This window comes from Mucilaginibacter sabulilitoris (genome assembly GCF_034262375.1).
GTDB lineage: Bacteria > Bacteroidota > Bacteroidia > Sphingobacteriales > Sphingobacteriaceae > Mucilaginibacter > Mucilaginibacter sabulilitoris.
This window is the reverse complement of the sequence record NZ_CP139558.1, coordinates 3409664-3427559: the sequence shown is the minus strand read 5'-3', so window position 1 is coordinate 3427559 and position 17896 is coordinate 3409664. Positions and strand designations below refer to the sequence as shown.

At 42.3% G+C, this 17896-nt stretch carries 17 protein-coding genes; 7 read left to right on the top strand and 10 right to left on the bottom strand.

The window, feature by feature from the left end:
* Positions 1 to 94 precede the first annotated feature (94 nt).
* A complete protein-coding gene (locus tag SNE25_RS14995) occupies positions 95 to 679 on the bottom strand; it encodes an LOG family protein (RefSeq protein WP_321565916.1) in 585 nt (194 codons plus the stop codon).
* 130 nt (positions 680 to 809) lie between these two features.
* On the opposite strand from SNE25_RS14995, the gene SNE25_RS14990 reads away from it, so the two are divergent.
* Positions 810 to 968: a hypothetical protein gene (locus tag SNE25_RS14990; protein ID WP_321565915.1), complete on the top strand. Its 159-nt coding sequence runs from the start codon at positions 810 to 812 to the stop codon at positions 966 to 968.
* A gap of 254 nt (positions 969 to 1222) precedes the next feature.
* On the opposite strand, the gene SNE25_RS14985 is transcribed toward SNE25_RS14990, so the two are convergent.
* Positions 1223 to 1381, bottom strand: a complete 159-nt coding sequence (locus tag SNE25_RS14985; RefSeq protein WP_321565914.1) for a hypothetical protein — start codon at positions 1379 to 1381, stop codon at positions 1223 to 1225.
* Between SNE25_RS14985 and SNE25_RS14980 the strand changes: the two genes are divergently transcribed.
* Positions 1380 to 1568: a hypothetical protein gene (locus tag SNE25_RS14980; protein WP_321565913.1), complete on the top strand. Its 189-nt coding sequence runs from the start codon at positions 1380 to 1382 to the stop codon at positions 1566 to 1568. The genes SNE25_RS14985 and SNE25_RS14980 overlap by 2 nt on opposite strands.
* A gap of 93 nt (positions 1569 to 1661) precedes the next feature.
* Here the strand turns inward: SNE25_RS14980 and guaB are convergent, their stop codons facing one another.
* The 3 genes from guaB to SNE25_RS14965 all read right to left on the bottom strand — a co-directional run bounded on the left by guaB (position 1662) and on the right by SNE25_RS14965 (position 5937).
* A complete protein-coding gene (gene guaB, locus SNE25_RS14975; RefSeq protein ID WP_321565912.1) occupies positions 1662 to 3134 on the bottom strand; it encodes an IMP dehydrogenase in 1473 nt (490 codons plus the stop codon).
* Positions 3135 to 3365: 231 nt separating this feature from the next.
* A complete protein-coding gene (locus tag SNE25_RS14970) occupies positions 3366 to 4643 on the bottom strand; it encodes a M16 family metallopeptidase (RefSeq protein WP_321565911.1) in 1278 nt (425 codons plus the stop codon).
* Between the two features lie 37 nt (positions 4644 to 4680).
* Positions 4681 to 5937 carry a M16 family metallopeptidase gene (locus SNE25_RS14965; protein ID WP_321565910.1) on the bottom strand — a complete coding sequence of 419 codons (1257 nt, stop codon included), beginning with the start codon at positions 5935 to 5937 and terminating at the stop codon, positions 4681 to 4683.
* 144 nt (positions 5938 to 6081) lie between these two features.
* Here SNE25_RS14965 and SNE25_RS14960 point away from each other — a divergent pair, with 144 nt between their 5' ends.
* Positions 6082 to 6636, top strand: a complete 555-nt coding sequence (locus tag SNE25_RS14960; RefSeq protein WP_321565909.1) for a hypothetical protein — start codon at positions 6082 to 6084, stop codon at positions 6634 to 6636.
* A 174-nt stretch (positions 6637 to 6810) separates the two neighbouring features.
* On the opposite strand, the gene SNE25_RS14955 is transcribed toward SNE25_RS14960, so the two are convergent.
* Both SNE25_RS14955 and SNE25_RS14950 read right to left on the bottom strand, forming a co-directional pair.
* The gene (locus SNE25_RS14955) at positions 6811 to 7155 is read right to left on the bottom strand and encodes a phosphoribosylpyrophosphate synthetase (RefSeq protein WP_321565908.1); all 345 of its coding nucleotides are present in this window, start codon (positions 7153 to 7155) and stop codon (positions 6811 to 6813) included.
* Between the two features lie 169 nt (positions 7156 to 7324).
* The gene (locus tag SNE25_RS14950) at positions 7325 to 8938 is read right to left on the bottom strand and encodes a hypothetical protein (RefSeq protein WP_321565907.1); all 1614 of its coding nucleotides are present in this window, start codon (positions 8936 to 8938) and stop codon (positions 7325 to 7327) included.
* 227 nt (positions 8939 to 9165) lie between these two features.
* Here SNE25_RS14950 and SNE25_RS14945 point away from each other — a divergent pair, with 227 nt between their 5' ends.
* The gene (locus SNE25_RS14945; RefSeq protein WP_321565906.1) at positions 9166 to 9567 is read left to right on the top strand and encodes a hypothetical protein; all 402 of its coding nucleotides are present in this window, start codon (positions 9166 to 9168) and stop codon (positions 9565 to 9567) included.
* Between the two features lie 86 nt (positions 9568 to 9653).
* A complete protein-coding gene (locus tag SNE25_RS14940; protein ID WP_321565905.1) occupies positions 9654 to 9839 on the top strand; it encodes a hypothetical protein in 186 nt (61 codons plus the stop codon).
* Positions 9840 to 10107: 268 nt separating this feature from the next.
* Here the strand turns inward: SNE25_RS14940 and clpB are convergent, their stop codons facing one another.
* Positions 10108 to 12729 (bottom strand): ATP-dependent chaperone ClpB, encoded by a 2622-nt coding sequence (gene clpB, locus SNE25_RS14935; RefSeq protein ID WP_321565904.1) that lies wholly within the window; start codon positions 12727 to 12729, stop codon positions 10108 to 10110.
* Positions 12730 to 12883: 154 nt separating this feature from the next.
* On the opposite strand from clpB, the gene SNE25_RS14930 reads away from it, so the two are divergent.
* Positions 12884 to 14224, top strand: a complete 1341-nt coding sequence (locus SNE25_RS14930) for a sensor histidine kinase (RefSeq protein ID WP_321565903.1) — start codon at positions 12884 to 12886, stop codon at positions 14222 to 14224.
* A gap of 81 nt (positions 14225 to 14305) precedes the next feature.
* Here the strand turns inward: SNE25_RS14930 and ligD are convergent, their stop codons facing one another.
* Together ligD and SNE25_RS14920 are read right to left on the bottom strand one after the other, a co-directional pair.
* Positions 14306 to 17023 carry a DNA ligase D gene (gene ligD, locus SNE25_RS14925; protein ID WP_321565902.1) on the bottom strand — a complete coding sequence of 906 codons (2718 nt, stop codon included), beginning with the start codon at positions 17021 to 17023 and terminating at the stop codon, positions 14306 to 14308.
* A gap of 65 nt (positions 17024 to 17088) precedes the next feature.
* On the bottom strand, positions 17089 to 17559 hold the full coding sequence (locus tag SNE25_RS14920) for an inorganic diphosphatase (protein ID WP_321565901.1): 471 nt from the start codon (positions 17557 to 17559) through the stop codon (positions 17089 to 17091).
* A gap of 94 nt (positions 17560 to 17653) precedes the next feature.
* Between SNE25_RS14920 and SNE25_RS14915 the strand changes: the two genes are divergently transcribed.
* Positions 17654 to 17890, top strand: a complete 237-nt coding sequence (locus SNE25_RS14915; protein WP_321565900.1) for a hypothetical protein — start codon at positions 17654 to 17656, stop codon at positions 17888 to 17890.
* Positions 17891 to 17896 lie beyond the last annotated feature (6 nt).

The following is a 17896-nucleotide window of genomic DNA, read 5'->3' as shown; positions in this document are numbered from 1 at the left end:
CACCTATTGTAGTTCAAGCGATTAAACGGGTATAGTGAAGGGCGTCATGACGAAAGGATGGCGTCCTTTTTTATTTGCTTTAATTTGCCAAAGCCTATGTCAGGTTCCGGTCCTTAAACCATACTTCATCAGGGTTTACATCAAAGCTATCCATCAGGTTAACAAGTTCGATGGGGTCGCCGGAGGTGATCACCAGTTCGCGATTGGAGGGTTTCAGGAATCGCTGCTCTACCATAACATCCAACTGTTTCAGCAGAAAATCATAATATCCATTTGCGTTTAATAAACCTATAGGGTGTTTGTGCAAGCCTAATTGCAGCCAGGTTAATACTTCAAAAAACTCTTCGAGCGTGCCCAAGCCACCCGGCAGGGTAATTATACCGTCGCAAAGATCATTCATCATTTGTTTGCGCTGGTGCATATTTTCAACAATATGCAATTCGGTAAGGCCGGTATGGCCAACTTCTTTATCCAGTAAAAACTGCGGTATAACACCAATTGCTTTGCCCCCATGATGCAAAACAGCGTCGGCCAGTAATCCCATTATCCCAACTTTACCGCCGCCATACACCAGGGTAATACCCCGGCTTACCAACACTTCGGCCAGTTGTTCAATGGCTTGTTTTAATATTGGGTCGCCATTAAAATTAGCGCCGCAGAATACGCAGATAGCTTTCATGTTGTAAATATATCCGTTAAAAGTGTTCCCTTGTGTTTAAATAATGTTTTAGCAAAATATATTTTATTTGTCAGACATACATTTAAAAGCTTATTTATATATTTATAAAATAACCACCTAAATTATTCACATGAAAAAAAAGTTAATCTTACCGCTTTTACTGTTAACAAGCTGCTTATCATCATTTGCACAAACCATTGTAAATCCGTTGGTTGAAAACCAGGACGATTGGAGCAGTACCATAACCAAAATTGAAACCGATAAACAGTTTACAACAGTAAATTTTTAATACACCGCAAATGGCGATAACTCATGAGCACAGCTAAATAAAGAGATCTTTATTCAAACCGATCAGGGGAATGAGCACTATGATTATGTAAAATCTGAAAATATTGCTATAGCACCTGCTAAACATACTTTTGCTAAAGCTGGCGATAAACTTACCTTCAAAGTATATTTTAAAAAAATACCCCAGGCCGCAAAATCAATAGATATAATTGAAAGAGCCGGCAGAAGAAGTGACGGCATCACCTTTTTTAATTTTTATAACGTAAGCCTTACCCAATCATTACCTGCCGGAACACGCAAAGTAAAAGTTACCGATGTAGTATTAACACCACCTCCGCCAATACTCAACGGTAATAATGAAATGGATAGTATGACAAGCGCTATGAATGCCATGGGGCCTATGTATGCTAACATGGCCAAATCATTAATGGATTCGCAGCTCAATTACTATAGACAACCGGGAAAAATAGAAGAATTAGCTAAAGTGAACAAACAATACTTTGATGCATTGAAAAAAGAAGGCTTTACAGAAGACCAGGCTTTAAGAATAATTACTACCGGAGGCATATTATCAGGTGCGGCCCTGGGAGGTGGCAAATAAGGCTAAAAAAAGAAAATGGAACCAAATTGGTTCCATTTTCTTTTATAAAAATTGTCCCTGATCTTTTATTTCCCTATCCCCGGATCTTCAGAATTACCTACTTGTATAATTAGGAGCCTCTTTAGTAATGGTAATATCATGTGGATGGCTTTCGCGCATACCAGCAGCGGTTATGCGTACAAATTTGGCTCTTTGCAGATCCTCAATGTTGGCAGCACCACAGTAGTGCATACCGGCACGTAAACCACCAATGTACTGGAATATTACTTCGGCCATATTACCTTTAAATGGCACGCGGCCAACTATACCTTCGGGAACCAGCTTGGTAACCACATCGGTCTCGTCCTGGAAATAGCGGTCTTTTGAACCTTTTGCCATCGCTTCAACCGAGCCCATGCCACGGTATGATTTAAATTTACGCCCTTCGTATATAATGGTTTCGCCGGGTGATTCTTCCACACCTGCAAATAACGAACCGGCCATAATAGAGCTTGCACCTGCGGCAATGGCTTTTACAATGTCGCCGGTTTGTTTAATACCACCATCAGCAATAACCGGTACGCCGCGGCCTTCAAGCGCTTTGGCACATTCATAAACTGCATACAATTGTGGTACGCCAACTCCCGCAATAATACGTGTGGTGCATATAGAACCCGGACCAATACCTACTTTAACCGCATCGGCGCCTGCATCGGCCAGGGCAATGGCGGCATCGGCGGTAGCTATATTACCGGCAATAACCTGAAGATTAGGGTGTAATTTTTTTACAGCCTTCACCATTTCAATAACTCCTTTTGAGTGTCCGTGAGCAGTATCGACAGTAACCACATCCACGCCAGCATTAACCAGCGCGGTAACACGATCAATATTATCAGCAGCAACCCCAACCGCAGCCCCTACGCGTAAACGACCAAACTCGTCTTTACAGGCATTAGGGAAGTTTTTAACTTTTTGAATGTCTTTATAGGTAATTAAACCAACCAGTTTGCCATCTTTATTTACAACAGGAAGCTTTTCTATTTTGTTGCCCTGTAGTATAGCGGCAGCTTCGGTTAAAGTAGTTCCTTCGGGTGCAGTAATTAAACCCGTTTTGGTCATTACGTCGCTAACCTTCACCGTCATATCTTTCTGGAAACGAAGATCGCGGTTAGTTATGATTCCTTTCAGTTTATGCTCAGCGTCAATTATCGGAATCCCCCCTATGCTAAACTCCCTCATGATCTGAAAAGCGTCAGCAAGCAATGCATCTTCCAGCAGCGTTACCGGATCCTGGATCATACCGCTTTCAGAACGCTTAACCTTGCGTACTTCATCGGCCTGCGCCTGTATGGTCATGTTTTTATGGAGCATACCTATACCACCTGCCTGGGCAATGGCAATAGCCAGGCCAGCTTCGGTAACGGTATCCATAGCGGCCGAGATGATCGGGATGTTTAAACGAATGCTTTTTGTTAAAAAAGTACTGGTGTTAACTTCGCGCGGTAATACTTCTGAATAAGCGGGGAGTAGTAAAACGTCGTCGTAGGTTAATCCTTCGGCAACAAACTTTGATGGGTCTAACTGCATAGCAAATAATTATTTTGGAGTTATTATTTGCCGGGCAAAGGTAATAAATATTTCGGATATCGGAATTAAGATTTCGGATTTATTTAAAACTGAACGGAAAATTGCCTTTCTGTGATAATTGCTTTTTTGACTTCAATACCAAAACATTTGTCATTCTGAGCATAGCGAAGAATCTGTTATCCGATTAGATTCTTCGTACCTCAGAATGACAAGACTCTTATAGATTAAATCTCAATATTTCCCTACTATCACCTTATAAAACTGGTCAAAGTTCAGGTACTTATTGGCCAATTCGCGTAGCTTGACAGCAGTTGTTGTCTTTACCGTTAACGCGTATCTGTCGTAATAATCATAATCTAAGCCTGCAAAATAAATACTTTTGAATTTATCGGCATGCGAAAAAACATTTTCCAGGCTGCCCAGTAATGAACCGAGCATGAAGTTGCGCACCAGCGATAGCTCTTCGTCCGGAACCAGTTCATTTTTCAGCAGACTGATCTCTTTTTCAATTTCGGTAATGGCCGATCTGCATACATCGGCGCCAACCTCGGTAGCTATAAAAAATGCGCCACCCTGTTTAAACGAGTTAAGGCCAGAGCCAATGCCGTAAGTATACCCTTTGTCCTCCCGGATATTGGCCATTAACCTTGATCCAAAATAACCACCCAAAACTGTATTCAACACCTGCATAGGTTGAAAATCGGGATGGTTGCGGTTTATGGTAGGCAACCCTATTCTGATAGCCGATTGCAGGGCATCGGGCTTTTCGGTAAAATAAAACAGTTCGGTGGCTGGTTGTATTTCGGGCTGCGTAATATCGGCCGCTATCTCGCCATTTGTCCAGTCGTTACCAAATGTGTCCTTTATCAATAATAACGCATCGGGTTCTATTTTACCTGCAATTATCAGCGTGCAGTTTGCAGGCTGGTACATTTTTTTAAAATGCTCTAGCATATCATTACGTTGCAGGCTTTTATAATTATCAAAACTTGCGCCTAAGCCATATATGGTATCGCCGTATATGGCCTTATTAAAATCACGACGAGCAACAATATCATTTTTCTGCAGGCTCACCTGTAGTTTTTGCTGTTGGTTACGTTTAAATGTTTCCAACTCCTTTTCGGGAAAAACAGAATTGGTAAGTATATCTATAATAACCGGTAGTATGTGGTGCAGGTGCTTGTTCAAACTGTACAACGTAACCTGCGAATTCTCGTAGCCGTAATCAACCTGTAAAAAGGCGCCGTAAAAATCAATTTTATCGGCAATTTGCGCGGCGGTTAAAGTACGGGTACCCTCGGTAAGCATAGTGTTTACCGCCATGTTAAGCAACGGTTTGGCAGCATCAAAACGCAGATTGCTGAAAATCCACTCAATGCGTACCAGTTCCTGGTCGCCGGAGTTAAAGCAAAAAACATTGCAGCCATTATCGAGCTTTGTATGTTCGGGCCTGATCAGGTTTATATTATCAATAGCCTTAAATTCAGGGGCTAATTTTCTGTCGATCATGTATTTATTCTTTTAGTTTGTTTGAATCAGCTATTTTTCAGACTAATGCTGATTCTGTTTTCTCGGCCAGGTAAACCAGGGTTGATGAATTATCTCTCCTGAATATTTTATTGGCAACCTCCTTAATGTGCGCCGTAGTTACCTGAAGGTATCTGGCTGTTTCCTGGTTTAGCATATCGGCATCGCCCAGCAACTCAAACGATGCCAGGTTCATGGCTTTGTCAAGCAATGACATTTCGGAAAACACCATGGTCGATTCGGTTTTATTCTGCACCTTGGTGAGCTCATCAGCCGGGATCTGTTCCTGCTTCACTTTTTCAAGCTCTTCCCAAAGGGCGGCTTCCGCTTGTTCAATACTTACATTTTCGAGCGGCTTACCTTCCAGCACAAACATGCCTTTATCTAAGCTGCTGGTGATATATGCATGCACCTCGCTGAATATTTGCTTGTCCTGTACCAAGCTCCGGTACAAACGGGATGAATTACCACGTGAAAGCACGTCTGACAATAGCTCTACCGCATAAAAATCATCGTCAAGCCTGGTTCCCATCTGAAAAGCGATATAAACATCATTAAGCGGAACTTTGGCAGTAACCGTTTCACGGCGCTCCTCGCGCTGTTCGGGCTCCTGTGACAGGTTACGGTGATATTTTTCGCCAGCCGGAATAGGTGCGAACCATTTTTCGGCCAGTTGTTTCACCTGCTCCAGCTTTACATCGCCCCCAACTACCATAATGGCATTCTGTGGGTTATAATGTTTCTTAAAAAATGCCTTTACATCTTCAATACGGGCGTCTTCAATATGTTTAATGGTTTTGCCAATGGTGGCCCAGCGGTATGAATGCTGTTTGTAAACCAGCGGACGCAGCTTTAACCATACATCGCCATAAGGCTGGTTAAGATAACGCTGCTTAAACTCTTCTATCACCACATTACGCTGAACCTCCAGGCTTTTTTCGCTAAAGGCAAGGCTCAGCATCCGATCACTCTCCAGCCAAAAAGCGGTTTCGATATTGGCAGATGGCAGGGTGATATAATAGTTGGTAATATCGTTGCTGGTAAAAGCATTATTTTCGCCGCCCACCCGCTGCAGGGGCTCATCGTAGCTGGGTATATTTACAGATCCGCCAAACATCAGGTGCTCAAATAAATGTGCAAAACCGGTTTGTTCAGGATTTTCGTCGCGTGCGCCAACATCATATAATATGTTAAGCACCGCCATGGGTGTTGTATTATCTTCGTGAACAATAACCCTTAGGCCATTATCCAGTGTAAATCGGTTGAATTTAACCATGTACAGTTTTTATATTTAATAAAACAGAAAGCAAATGTAAAACTTTTGCTGATAATGGTATTGTTAAGATATAAGATGACAGAAACACGCGAATAAAGCAACCGGAATTTCTTTTCAAACGTGTTATCTTTATACTAACCAACCATGAACCAGGCAGAACTCATAAAGCAATTAAGCAGTAGTATCGGCAAACAGCGTATACTTAAACTGAGCCGGGTACTGAGGGAGCTGCATTATCCCTTACGGGATGTTATTGATATTACCTTTCATCCCGATAAAGCCGTTGCTTTTAGAGCCGTATGGTTGTTGGAAAATGTTTTGTTAACCGATCCCGAAAGTTATCTTGATGACTTGCGTTACCTGATACAAAAGTTTAAAGAAGTGAAACACCAGGGCTGCATGCGGCATTATGCCAAAATTACCATGCATATAACCGATGCTAAAGCTCCACAATCGTTAAAATTAAAACTTAAAGAAATCGATTTTGAACCGGTTGTGGAACAGCTTTTTGACTGGATGATAAATCCAAAAATCAAGGTAGCGGTAAAGATGTTTGCCGGAAGTGCTTTGTTTAACCTGAAAGACACATTTCCATGGGTAAAGGAAGAACTCGCAGATCAGCTGGAATTTTTGATGCGCGATGGCAGCCCGGCGATACAAACAGGCGGAAAAAAGATACTGAAGGAGATAAAAAAATGATGTGCAGACTTCAGATATGCAAAATTAAACGCGTCATTGCGAGTATGAAGCAATAAGCCCCCTCTAAATCTCCCAAAGGGGGGAGACTTAAAAAAAAATTTTAAAGCCCTCTCCTCTGGAGAGGGTCGGGTGAGGCTTCGTACCTCGCAATGACGCGCTGGTGAATTTTAACTTTTAAGCACTCGGTCTGTCTTCACCGTGCAGGTTATCGCTTATCTGATTGTGATGCAGTTTGGCCGCTATAGCCGATGAACTATCATCAGCATAAGTTCCGTAAGCATTTACCAGCACACCTTTAAGGTTGTATTTTGGCGATGATACCGCGTAAACTATTGACATATCGTCGGGGTTACTGGCACCCTCAAATCGGTAAAACTCATCAATTTCAAAATCATCGGCACCCATTTTGATGCCTTGGTCATTATCATCTATAGTATCGCCATCCAGGATCAGGTTGGCAGTATATCCTCTTTTCAGAAGGTCATTAGTGGCATCCACTAAGGTTTCATAATTTTGCATGGCAGCGATGTTTTGTTTAAGTAAAAGCAGCACTCATGAGCCGCTTGTGTTTTATAACCGTTAAACCTTTCATGTTGTTTGAACAGTTTACCTTTTAAATAGAAAAACTTACGAAGTTTTAAAACTTCGTAAGTTTCAGTATTCAGAGTCAAAAAGAGCTATTCAGCTATTATATAGCCTTAGCCAACCACAAGGACGCATTAAGATGAAGCGCCGGATGTGATGTAAAGCCCGATGGTGCATCGCCCGACCAGCCGTTGAATAAGTTGTCGGCGGTATCACCTGTGCCATCATCAGCGGGCGAACTGTCGCCTATCCAAACTATCCTGCCAGTTCCATAAGTAGCCAGCAGCGCCATTACATTGTTATTGCCACCGTTAGTAGCAGAGTTGCGCCAAAACAATCCCTGTACGCTCGAATTATTTGTTGGCGTTAAAGTAGCGGTTGAACCATCATAAAAGGCCAGCTTTGAAGCTGTACCGGTTGCACCATTCAATACTTTTTGTGCGTTAGCATTTGTACCGGTATAAACATTGGTTGATGGCCCTTCGCTTATATCAACATAGTTTATGGTAAAACCGAAAGGGTTGCTGTTATTAATACCATTATTGGTCATCAGATCGTTCCATACCCTTGGCGAATCGTAACCATCACCATCCCTGTCAGACGGATTGTAACCATTGGCATCGGTACCACCTGTGGTAGCTGCGGTATGGTCGGCAATCATCATCAATCCGCCGCCGTTTGAAACAAAGTTCATCAGCGCAGTTTTCTCAGCAGCAGTAAATAAACGGTTAGGTTCAACCACTACAAACACATCATAATTGCTCAGATCCTGCGGATTTGATGAATTGCCGTAGGTTAAACTTGTCCCAACCGGAAGGGTTTCAACCAGTTCACCAAGTTTAACCAATGAAACAGCCCATGATGATATCCCACCTTTCCAATAAGTTTCAGAGGTACTTGCTGTAATACCGGTATATGAAGGTGTTGGTGTACGCTGTGCTTTTGTTTCGGTAGTTGAGCCGCCAGTATAAATTGGCACACTTTCGGTACCGTCAGCATCTATCTGCCAGTCGGCGCTGCCTGCGTTTTCCAGATGGCTTGCATCAAACAGGTACTTTTTACCGGTGATAACCGTCGGAGGGGTTGTACCGCCGCCATTGTCATTAACAGTAATGTCATCAATATTGATACGGTTGCTGCCGCCGGTTAGCTTGCGGATCTCTAAACGTACGTTACCGGTTTGATTGATGGTAAAGGTTGAAGTAACCAATGTGGCCGTGGTAGTTATATTTGATCCGGTTTGTGCCCATGAGCTGCCATTGTTTGTTGAGTAGAATAACCCCCAGGCGCTTGGCGTATCGCCATTATAAGTAGCACTTTTTATGGTAACCGTGCTTATACCTGTTGTTACATTAAACAACATGGTGATTTTACCTGTATTACGTACTCTTGCGCTCCACGAACCAACCCTTTGATCGGCTGCCAGATTACCGATCAGCGCATCATACATGTTCCATGAATTGCCAGACAATGTTACATTATCGCCACTGCTTGAACCGGCCGGAGCCACGTCATAGGCAGTTTTAGGACTTGTTGAACCTACTTCAAATCCCTGGGTAAGCGATACGGCGAGCGTTTTGAGGGTTTTGCCGTTTTCAACTTTGGAAGCACCGGCATTTTCTGCCGGAACCGTTTCGTTTTTCTGGCAACCGCTTACCAGCATACCGGTAAGCGCTGAGGCTATTACAAATAACCTTAAGGTAGTAAATTTAAGCATAATAATAGGTGAGTTTAATATAAGTTGATACTTATTAATTATACGGTAAACTTCTCTAAAAGTTTATACTTACATATTGCCCGGATATTAACTTATTATTAAATATCTGGCGGTATAAATTAGTTTATAACTGCTATAAGCCATTTAAATTTTCATCGATTCCATATTGCCCAGTTTACCTTGTTTTTTTATCTAAGTACTGATTAAACTAATCACTATATTTACATGTGGCCTATAAAGAAATCCATATAAAAACCCTACTTAAAAGGCAATTGCTGGCATTAACCTTTGTGCTGGGCTTTTTTGCCGTTTCCGGCTATTTGGTTAATAACCGGTATAACTATGCCAGGGTCAATACCGAGGTATTAGCCACTAAATCCTTCAGCTTAAAAAAGGGGATTAATTATAAAAGAGCAGCATTGCTTATTTATAAAAATGCTGCCGGTTACTTTAATATCAGCAAAAATTGCCAACTGGGGGTTTGTTTATATCATACCCTGATAATAAACCGCTATCAGCATTTAAAACAGCTCTATTTATTTACCAAACACAGCATCAGTTACCCGGTAAATAGCTTATTTTATAACTCCGATAAATACTACAGCCCGTCTTCATTCAGGATCAGTTGATCCTTCTCTCCTGCCTTTATGGCTTAAGTAAATTTTAGTAACCCGTTTAATGCGCTCGAAGCGCATTGAATATCTGCGCTATACGCATGAAGAAACTTAAAAGAATATTAAGGCTTTTTTGCCTTGCCCTGCTTTTACTGCTGGCAGTGACCGGCATTGCCATAACAGGTGCCGCGCCAACCCAGCCGAAAAACAGGCAAAAAATTATTGATAATGAAACCTTAATTGAAATGGTTGACCAAAAAAAAGATGATGACGAAGAAAAACCCTGATTAGCCTCTGAGCCAGATCTCCTGGCGAGCTCAGCAGAAACGGTCTGTCAGACTTACGAAGTTTTAAAAACTTCGTAAGTCTTTATTGTGAAATAAGTTGTCATAATGCCCCCGTTCGAAGCATGCTGGGCATGCCTCTGCGCGAGATCCTTCGACAAGCTCTCTCTCAGGATGACAGCCCCGCTTTACTATTTTAGGGTAATAACTAATGAAACGCAAAGAGCCACCCTATTGGATGGCTCTTTGCTATATGTATGGAGTTATTATTTTATGATTTAACAGCATCCTCTGCAGTCTTGGGAACATTCAGGAACACGAAGTTGTTATCAAACATATCTACCTTAATGGTACTGTCCTTATCTACTGTACCGGCAAGGATCTGTTTTGACAGTTCATTCAGGATCCTTTTCTGGATAACACGTTTCAGCGGACGGGCGCCAAATTGCGGGTCGTAACCCAATTGCGCCAGCCAGTCGAGCGCTTCATCGGTAGCTTCCATAGAGATTCCCATTTCGGCAAGGGTATGTTTTACCTGGTTAAACTGTAGTTTTACAATATCATGTATCTCATCGCGGTTAAGCGGAGTAAACATAATGATCTCATCAATACGATTTAAAAACTCAGGTCTGATGGTTGCCCTTAGCAAGGTGAACAACTCGTTCTTGGTTTTGGCCACCAACTCATCGCGGTTATTATCTTCCAGTCCCTGGAAGTTTTCCTGTATTATGTTCGATCCAATATTGGACGTCATGATGATGATAGTGTTCTTAAAGTTCACCACACGACCTTTGTTGTCAGTCAGGCGACCATCATCCAGTACCTGCAGCAATATATTAAACACGTCAGGGTGCGCTTTTTCAATTTCGTCAAGCAATACCACGCTGTAAGGTTTACGGCGCACAGCCTCGGTAAGCTGGCCGCCTTCATCATATCCCACATAGCCCGGAGGCGCTCCTATCAACCTTGAAACGGCGTGTCGTTCCTGATATTCGCTCATGTCAATGCGTACCAGCGCGCCTTCATCATTAAACAGGTATTCGGCCAATGCTTTTGCAAGTTCGGTTTTACCTACACCTGTTGTACCCAGGAATATAAAAGAACCAATTGGCCTGCGCTTATCCTGTAAACCCGCACGGCTGCGGCGTATAGCATCACTTATGGCCTCAATAGCCTCCTCCTGCCCGGCTACGCGTTTGTGCAGCTCTTCTTCCAGATGCAGCAGTTTTTCACGTTCGCTCTGGATCATTTTAGAAACGGGTATACCTGTCCAGCGGGAAACTACCCCTGCAATATCATCGGCAGTAACTTCTTCCTTCAGCATACGGCTGTCGCTCTGATTTTCGAGCAGGGCAGCTTTCAGTTTTTCAACCTCGTTCTGCGCTTCCACGATAGTCCCGTAGCGTAACTCAGCTACCTTGCCATAGTCACCGGCGCGTTCTGCCTGTTCTGCTTCCAGCTTATAATTTTCAATAAGCTCCACTTTTTGATTGATGCCATCAACTAAATCCTTCTCACCTTTCCATTTGGCACGCAAAGAATCGCGCTGGGCCGACAGGTTAGCTATTTCCTCGCTCAACTCAGCAACCTTGCGGTCGTCCTTTTCACGTTTTATAGCCTCACGTTCAATTTCCAGCTGCATAATGCGGCGTTCCAGCTCATCAACTACCTCAGGTACCGAATCCATTTCCAAACGCAGTTTAGAAGCAGCTTCGTCCATCAGGTCGATAGCCTTATCGGGTAAAAACCTGTCGGATATATATCGTTGCGACATTTCAACTGCTGCGATAATGGCCTCGTCTTTAATACGCACCTTGTGGTGGGTTTCATAACGTTCCTTTAATCCACGCAAAATAGATATAGCATCTGCAGCATCGGGCTCTTCGACCATTACTTTTTGAAAACGGCGTTCAAGAGCTTTATCTTTTTCCAGATACTTCTGGTACTCGTTAAGCGTAGTAGCACCAATTGACCTTAGTTCGCCACGGGCCAAAGCGGGCTTTAATATATTAGCGGCATCCATGGCTCCTTCGCCCCCACCGGCACCTACCAGCGTATGGATCTCATCAATAAACAGAATGATCTCACCATCACTCTGGGTAACTTCTTTTATCACGGCTTTAAGGCGCTCTTCAAATTCGCCCTTGTATTTGGCGCCTGCAATAAGCGCTCCCATATCCAGCGAGTAAACTACCTTGGTTTTTAAGCTTTCAGGCACATCACCTTTAATTATCCTGAAGGCAATACCTTCGGCAATAGCGGTTTTACCTACGCCCGGTTCACCTACCAGTATAGGGTTGTTCTTGGTTCTGCGTGATAGTATCTGTATCACGCGCCGAATCTCTTCGTCACGGCCAATCACCGGGTCTAACTTACCTGATCCGGCATACTCATTGAGGTTACGGGCATATTTATTTAAAGCGTTGTAGGTAGCTTCAGCATTCTGGTCAGTTACTTTGCTATCGCCACGTAAACTTAGGATGGCTTTTTTAAGATCTTTTTCGTTCACACCAAGATCTTTGAGCATGGAGCTTACCGTACCACCTGCTGCGAGTATACCTAACAGTATATGTTCAACCGATACAAATTCGTCTTTAAATTCCTTTAGGTATCCCTGCGCTTTTTGCAGTGACGAATTGGCATCTGAGGAAAGATAAATATTGCTTCCGCTTACCTTAGGGTACGACGTTATTTGTGCATCAAGCGTTTCGTTCAGCCGGTTAAGGTTTACATTTAGTTTTTTTAATAAATAGGTTATAACATTTTCATCAACCAGCAACAAGCCTTTTAACAGGTGTGCGGGTTCAATTGCCTGCTGTTGATTACCAGTAGCAATTTCCGAAGCCTTTTGTACGGCTTCCTGGGCTTTTATTGTAAAGTTGTTAAAGTTCATATTGATTGGTATTAATCAAAACGCTTGCCATTTAGCTTATAATGAAAAAAAGTCATGTAAATATAAACCAAAACGACATTTTGGCTTGTTATTATTTAGAAGAATTCTTATTAAATTTTAATATTTTTGCTACCAAACCTTATATATAAAATAATTGAATACGCATTTCTTTTTTAACAGCCTGCCGGCAAAATATAAGGCATCATACCGGGACTATTATACGTATCAAAACCTGGTTGCCATAAGAGCCGGGAGCATTATATTCCTATTGCTGAATATTATTATAAGGATTTTATACCTTGTATTTCCGGTAAGCCTTACCAAGGCTCAAAACTTTCCGGAGTTTAATTTTAGCAACTGGGCATTCATCATCATTACTCCCATTTTTCTGATCGTAAGCAACTTACTGATAGCTAATTTTAAAAGTCACAGGAAGGCTACCGCCTCAATGGCGCTGCTTGTGTTCTTATTTTCAGTATATATAATATCATGTGGCATGTATTCAAGTTTTATTGCCACATCTGACCCCAGCAATGCTTTAACCTTGTACCTCATTGCCTTAAGCCTGGTAAGCGCCATTTACGTGTTTGAATATTATGAAACAATAATATTAATAATCACAGTAGAGGTATTGTTTACCGCTCTTTTATTTTACAGCCAAACCAGTGCCACGCAAATGGTATACAACCAATTGATATCGGCAATTTTACTTTCGGCTTTCTATCTTACTTCAAGATATTTTTTCTCTTACAAAGTTAATTACTACCAACAGGTGATTGAGATCAGGGAAAAAAATGTGGAGATTGAAAAAGCAGGCGAATTTAAAAACCAGGTTTTAGGAATGGTTGCCCATGACCTGCGCAACCCTATAGCTGCTGTTGAATCTATTGCGATGATGATGGAGCTGGATGAAGTAAACGAGGATACCCTGGAAAACCTGAGTTTGATGAAGGCATCATGTGTTAAGGCCCGTAACATTATTGACGACCTGCTGGAAGCTGCGCATAATGATACCAGTAACGTTTTTGAAATGGAAAAAACGGAGCTGAACCAATTATTAAAAAGTATTGTAAGCGACTGGGAAATACAACAGGATCTTAAAACAGATGTGCTTTTCACAAGTAATATTAACCCTGTTTATGGAGCGGTAAATAAAGAAAAACTGCACAGGGCACTTGATAACCTAATAAGCAACGCCATAAAGTTTTCAAAAGATAACAGCCGGGTAGACGTGCGGTTGAGTAAAAAAAACGAAGAGTTGATTATTGAGGTACAAGACTATGGCCTTGGCATACCAGCAGATATGCTTCCGGACGTATTTGACCGCTTTTCAAAAGCACGGAGAACAGGTTTAAGGGGAGAACAATCAACCGGTTTGGGATTGAGTATTGTACGCCAGATTATTGAAAGGCACAACGGTATTATTGAGGTGGAAAGCATAGTAGGCCGCGGATCTGTTTTTACCATAAAATTACCGGCGTCCTGGCTGGGATGAGCGGTTTAAAGTATTGAGTTTTAAGTTATGAGTAACACTCTATTATCAGACTCAACACTCACAACTTAAAACTCAATACTTCTACCCAAACACGCTCTGTGTTTTTCTTATGGTTTTCTCCAGGTCGATGCCTTTTCCTAATACACCTTTAAACAGATCGCCTTCTGATTTCAAACGGTCGATTGAATTAAAAATAGTAAAATGCTTCATGGTTAGCCCAGGCTTTACCTCGTCCCAATGCAGTGGCATGGATACCGTTGCCCCTTCTTTTGGGCGTAAAGAATAAGGTCCTGCAATGGTTGCCCCAGGTCGGTTTTGTAAAAAATCAAGGTACATCTTTCCTTTCCGGTTAGCCACCATCCGCTCCAGTGTAGTATAGCCGGGTAATTGTTTGTTCACTATGCCTACGATAATACGGGCAAACATTTGCGATTGGTCATAATCATATTTTGCTCCAATAGGAATATAAATATGCATTCCGGTTGAGCCCGATGTTTTGCAGAATGAAGGCACGTCAACTGCATCCAGCACTTCTCTTACCTTCTGCGCGGTTTCAATGACCTGGTCGAAGGTGTTTTTGTCAGGGTCAAGATCTATTACGCAATAATCTGGATTATCCGGCGATTGTACACGGCTGAACCAGGGATTCATCTCAATACAGCCCAAAGAAGCCATCCACAGCAGACTCGCTTCATCTGTACCTATCAAATACTCTTTATGCTCTCCCTCGCTGGTTGTGTAAGGAAATGTTTTGGCCCAATCCGGGGCTTTATCCTTAACATCCTTTTGGTAAAAGCTGGGACCATGTATGCCATTGGGAAAACGGTTGAGCGACATGGGCCTGTCTTTTAAATAAGGTAAAATGTATTCGGCTGCCTGGTAATAGTAGTTGAACATATCCCTTTTGGTAACCTTATCTTCGGGCCAGTAAATTTTGCTCAGGTGAGTAAATTTCAGGTCGTGACCGTTAATTTTACGTACTTGTGTTTCGTCTGTAGGGTTTAACAATGTTTTCCGTCCTTTCTGTTTGGGTGGCTTAATTGCTGCTGTATGCTTATCTTCCTGTTGTTTCTCTGTAGCTTCAATTACATCTTCGGTAGGCGCGGCAACTTCACGAACTACATCCTTAGCCTTTTTATCCTCACGCATGCCCTGAAACGACGGATGCCTAAATACTCCATCACTGGTAACTTCGCTAAAGGCCACTTCGCAAACCAACTCTGGTTTTAACCATATAGCTTTAGCCTTAGGCGGATTTGGGCGAAAGCGCGATGGTTTATTTACATCAGGTATTTCGTCAAAAGGGCTTTTATCAATTATCAGCGGCTTAAACTGTGCCATCATTTCCTTTTGCACACTATCAGAAAAACCGGTACCCACCTTGCCTACATAACGCAGCGCTTTATCTTCGTAAACCGCCAGTAAAAGCGAGCTGAATTGCTTGGGTGTATCGGCGTTTTTTGTAAAACCTGCAATGATCACCTCCTGGCGTTTACTTACCTTGATCTTCAACCATTCTTTCGACCGTACATCTGGCGAATAGGTACTATCTGCTTTTTTAGCAATAATACCTTCCAGCCCCATCCGTTCCGCAGCGTTAAAAAAATCGGTGCCACTTGCGTCAAAAACTTTACTCAAGCGTACTCGATCGTCTTCAGCAGGCAAAATGTCTTTTAATATGGCCTGTCGTTGTGTTAAAGGTAAGCCCATAAGGTTTTTACCCTCATACCACAACAGGTCGAACACATAATAAACCAGCTCACCATCAGCTTCGCTGCGCCAATTTTGCAGGTTGCCAAAGTTGGAGATCCCTTCGTCGTTCAAAACCAGTATCTCACCATCAATTACAGCGTTGATCTTCCAGTTTGAAAGAATATCATGTATAGGATAAAATTTTTCGTTAAATGTTTTTTTATTACGCGACAACAGTTCAACCTCACCTTTATTAATAAAGCCCAAGGCCCGGTAACCATCCCATTTTACCTCGTAAACCCAATCCGGGTCATCAAATGGTTCATCAACAAGCGTAGCCAGCATAGGTTTGATACCAGCCGGCATTTTAGCCTTTGGCGCTTTTTTCAATATAGCGGCAACATCTATATCCGCCGTCTCGGCTATACTTTCATCGGGCTCTGCAGGTTCAGGTACTTTTTTTTTACTTGCTGCCTTTTTCTTGGGTTTCTCTATCGTTTCCTCATGATTGCTGTGCCAAACCTTATCACTGGTTTTTTCCATTACGGTTATGGTTTTACCGGATAAAACAGATTTATCTTCTTTGGTAATATCTTTTTTTGATGCAAAATCGTCGTTATGTTTGATCAGCAACCAGGCGTTATCGCCCATACCATGGGTTTTAACCAGTGCAAATTCGCCCTGCAATTTCTCGCCATGTAACTTAATTTTGAGCGAGCCCGACTTGAGCTGCTTTAAGAGGTATTTCTCCTGTTCTTTTTTGCCTCTTATCTCCTCTATGGGTTCATAGGTTCCCTCGTCCCAAACAATCACGGTACCGCCGCCATATTCACCCTCCGGAATAATGCCTTCAAATGTTCGGTAGTCATAGGGATGATCTTCCACCATCATGGCCAACCTCTTGGTTTGGGGATCGGTAGATGGTCCTTTGGGTACTGCCCAGCTTTTTAACACGCCCTCCATTTCGAGCCTAAAATCATAATGCAAACGGGTGGCATCATGCTTTTGGATAACAAAAGTTAGTTTGTCCTTGTCTTTACTTTTTCCCGATTTGGGTTCGGCAGTTTTGGTAAAGTCGCGTTTTTGTGCATATTTTTCCAGGCTCATAGCATCGCTCCATTAATTACAACTATAACATTTTAAGTAGAAATAAAGTTTTAAGCCCATCTGAATCAATGTATCATTTTTCGTGCAGCAGCAGCCCCAATCCGTTCTGTTACCTCGAGCAGCTTGCCTTCCTGTGTTATGTAGTTTTTAAAAAAGTGTTCCAATTGGTCGAGTAAAGCATGGGGCAGATCTTTAATATCAGTGACATCCTTAAACATGACAGACACCTCGGGAATGGCAAAGAAACGGTCGTTGCGGATAGTTTTACCATCGGGTGCGGTTTGCAAAACTTTAAAGGCCCCAATAATGCGACAATCCATACAGCAACCCGGGAAAGTGGCAATCTCCGAAATAACCATCACATCCAGCGGATCGCCGTCTTCACCCCGGGTATCCGGAATAAAGCCAAAATCATAAGGGAACACCATCCCTGCGGGTAAAAGCTTTTTTAACTTAAAGTTTTTTTGATCGGGCTGGTAGTTATACTTGTGACCGCTTCCTTTGGGTGTTTCAATAACGATGCTGATTGGTTTCATTTACAAAAAACACCGTTTTAAGCTTATAGTTTTGTTTACAACAATTGCTTGTAACAGTTGTTGTAAAATCATTACTTATGATTTACCGGTAATTATGGAATTATTTAAAATAGCTATTGAAAAGGACGAAGAAACCCTTGAATTTGAGGTGGCAGATTTTGTGCACCACGAGGGCGAACAATGCAAATTTGAGGTTTACAGAGAAGGACGAATGGTGGCGGGATTTGAGCCAGACAAGCAGCGGTTTCTGCATATTTGTCAAAACCCCGGAAATATTGATGAAGAAGTACTGCACCTCATTGCTGATAAAATTGAGGCATTGAATTTATAGCTATAA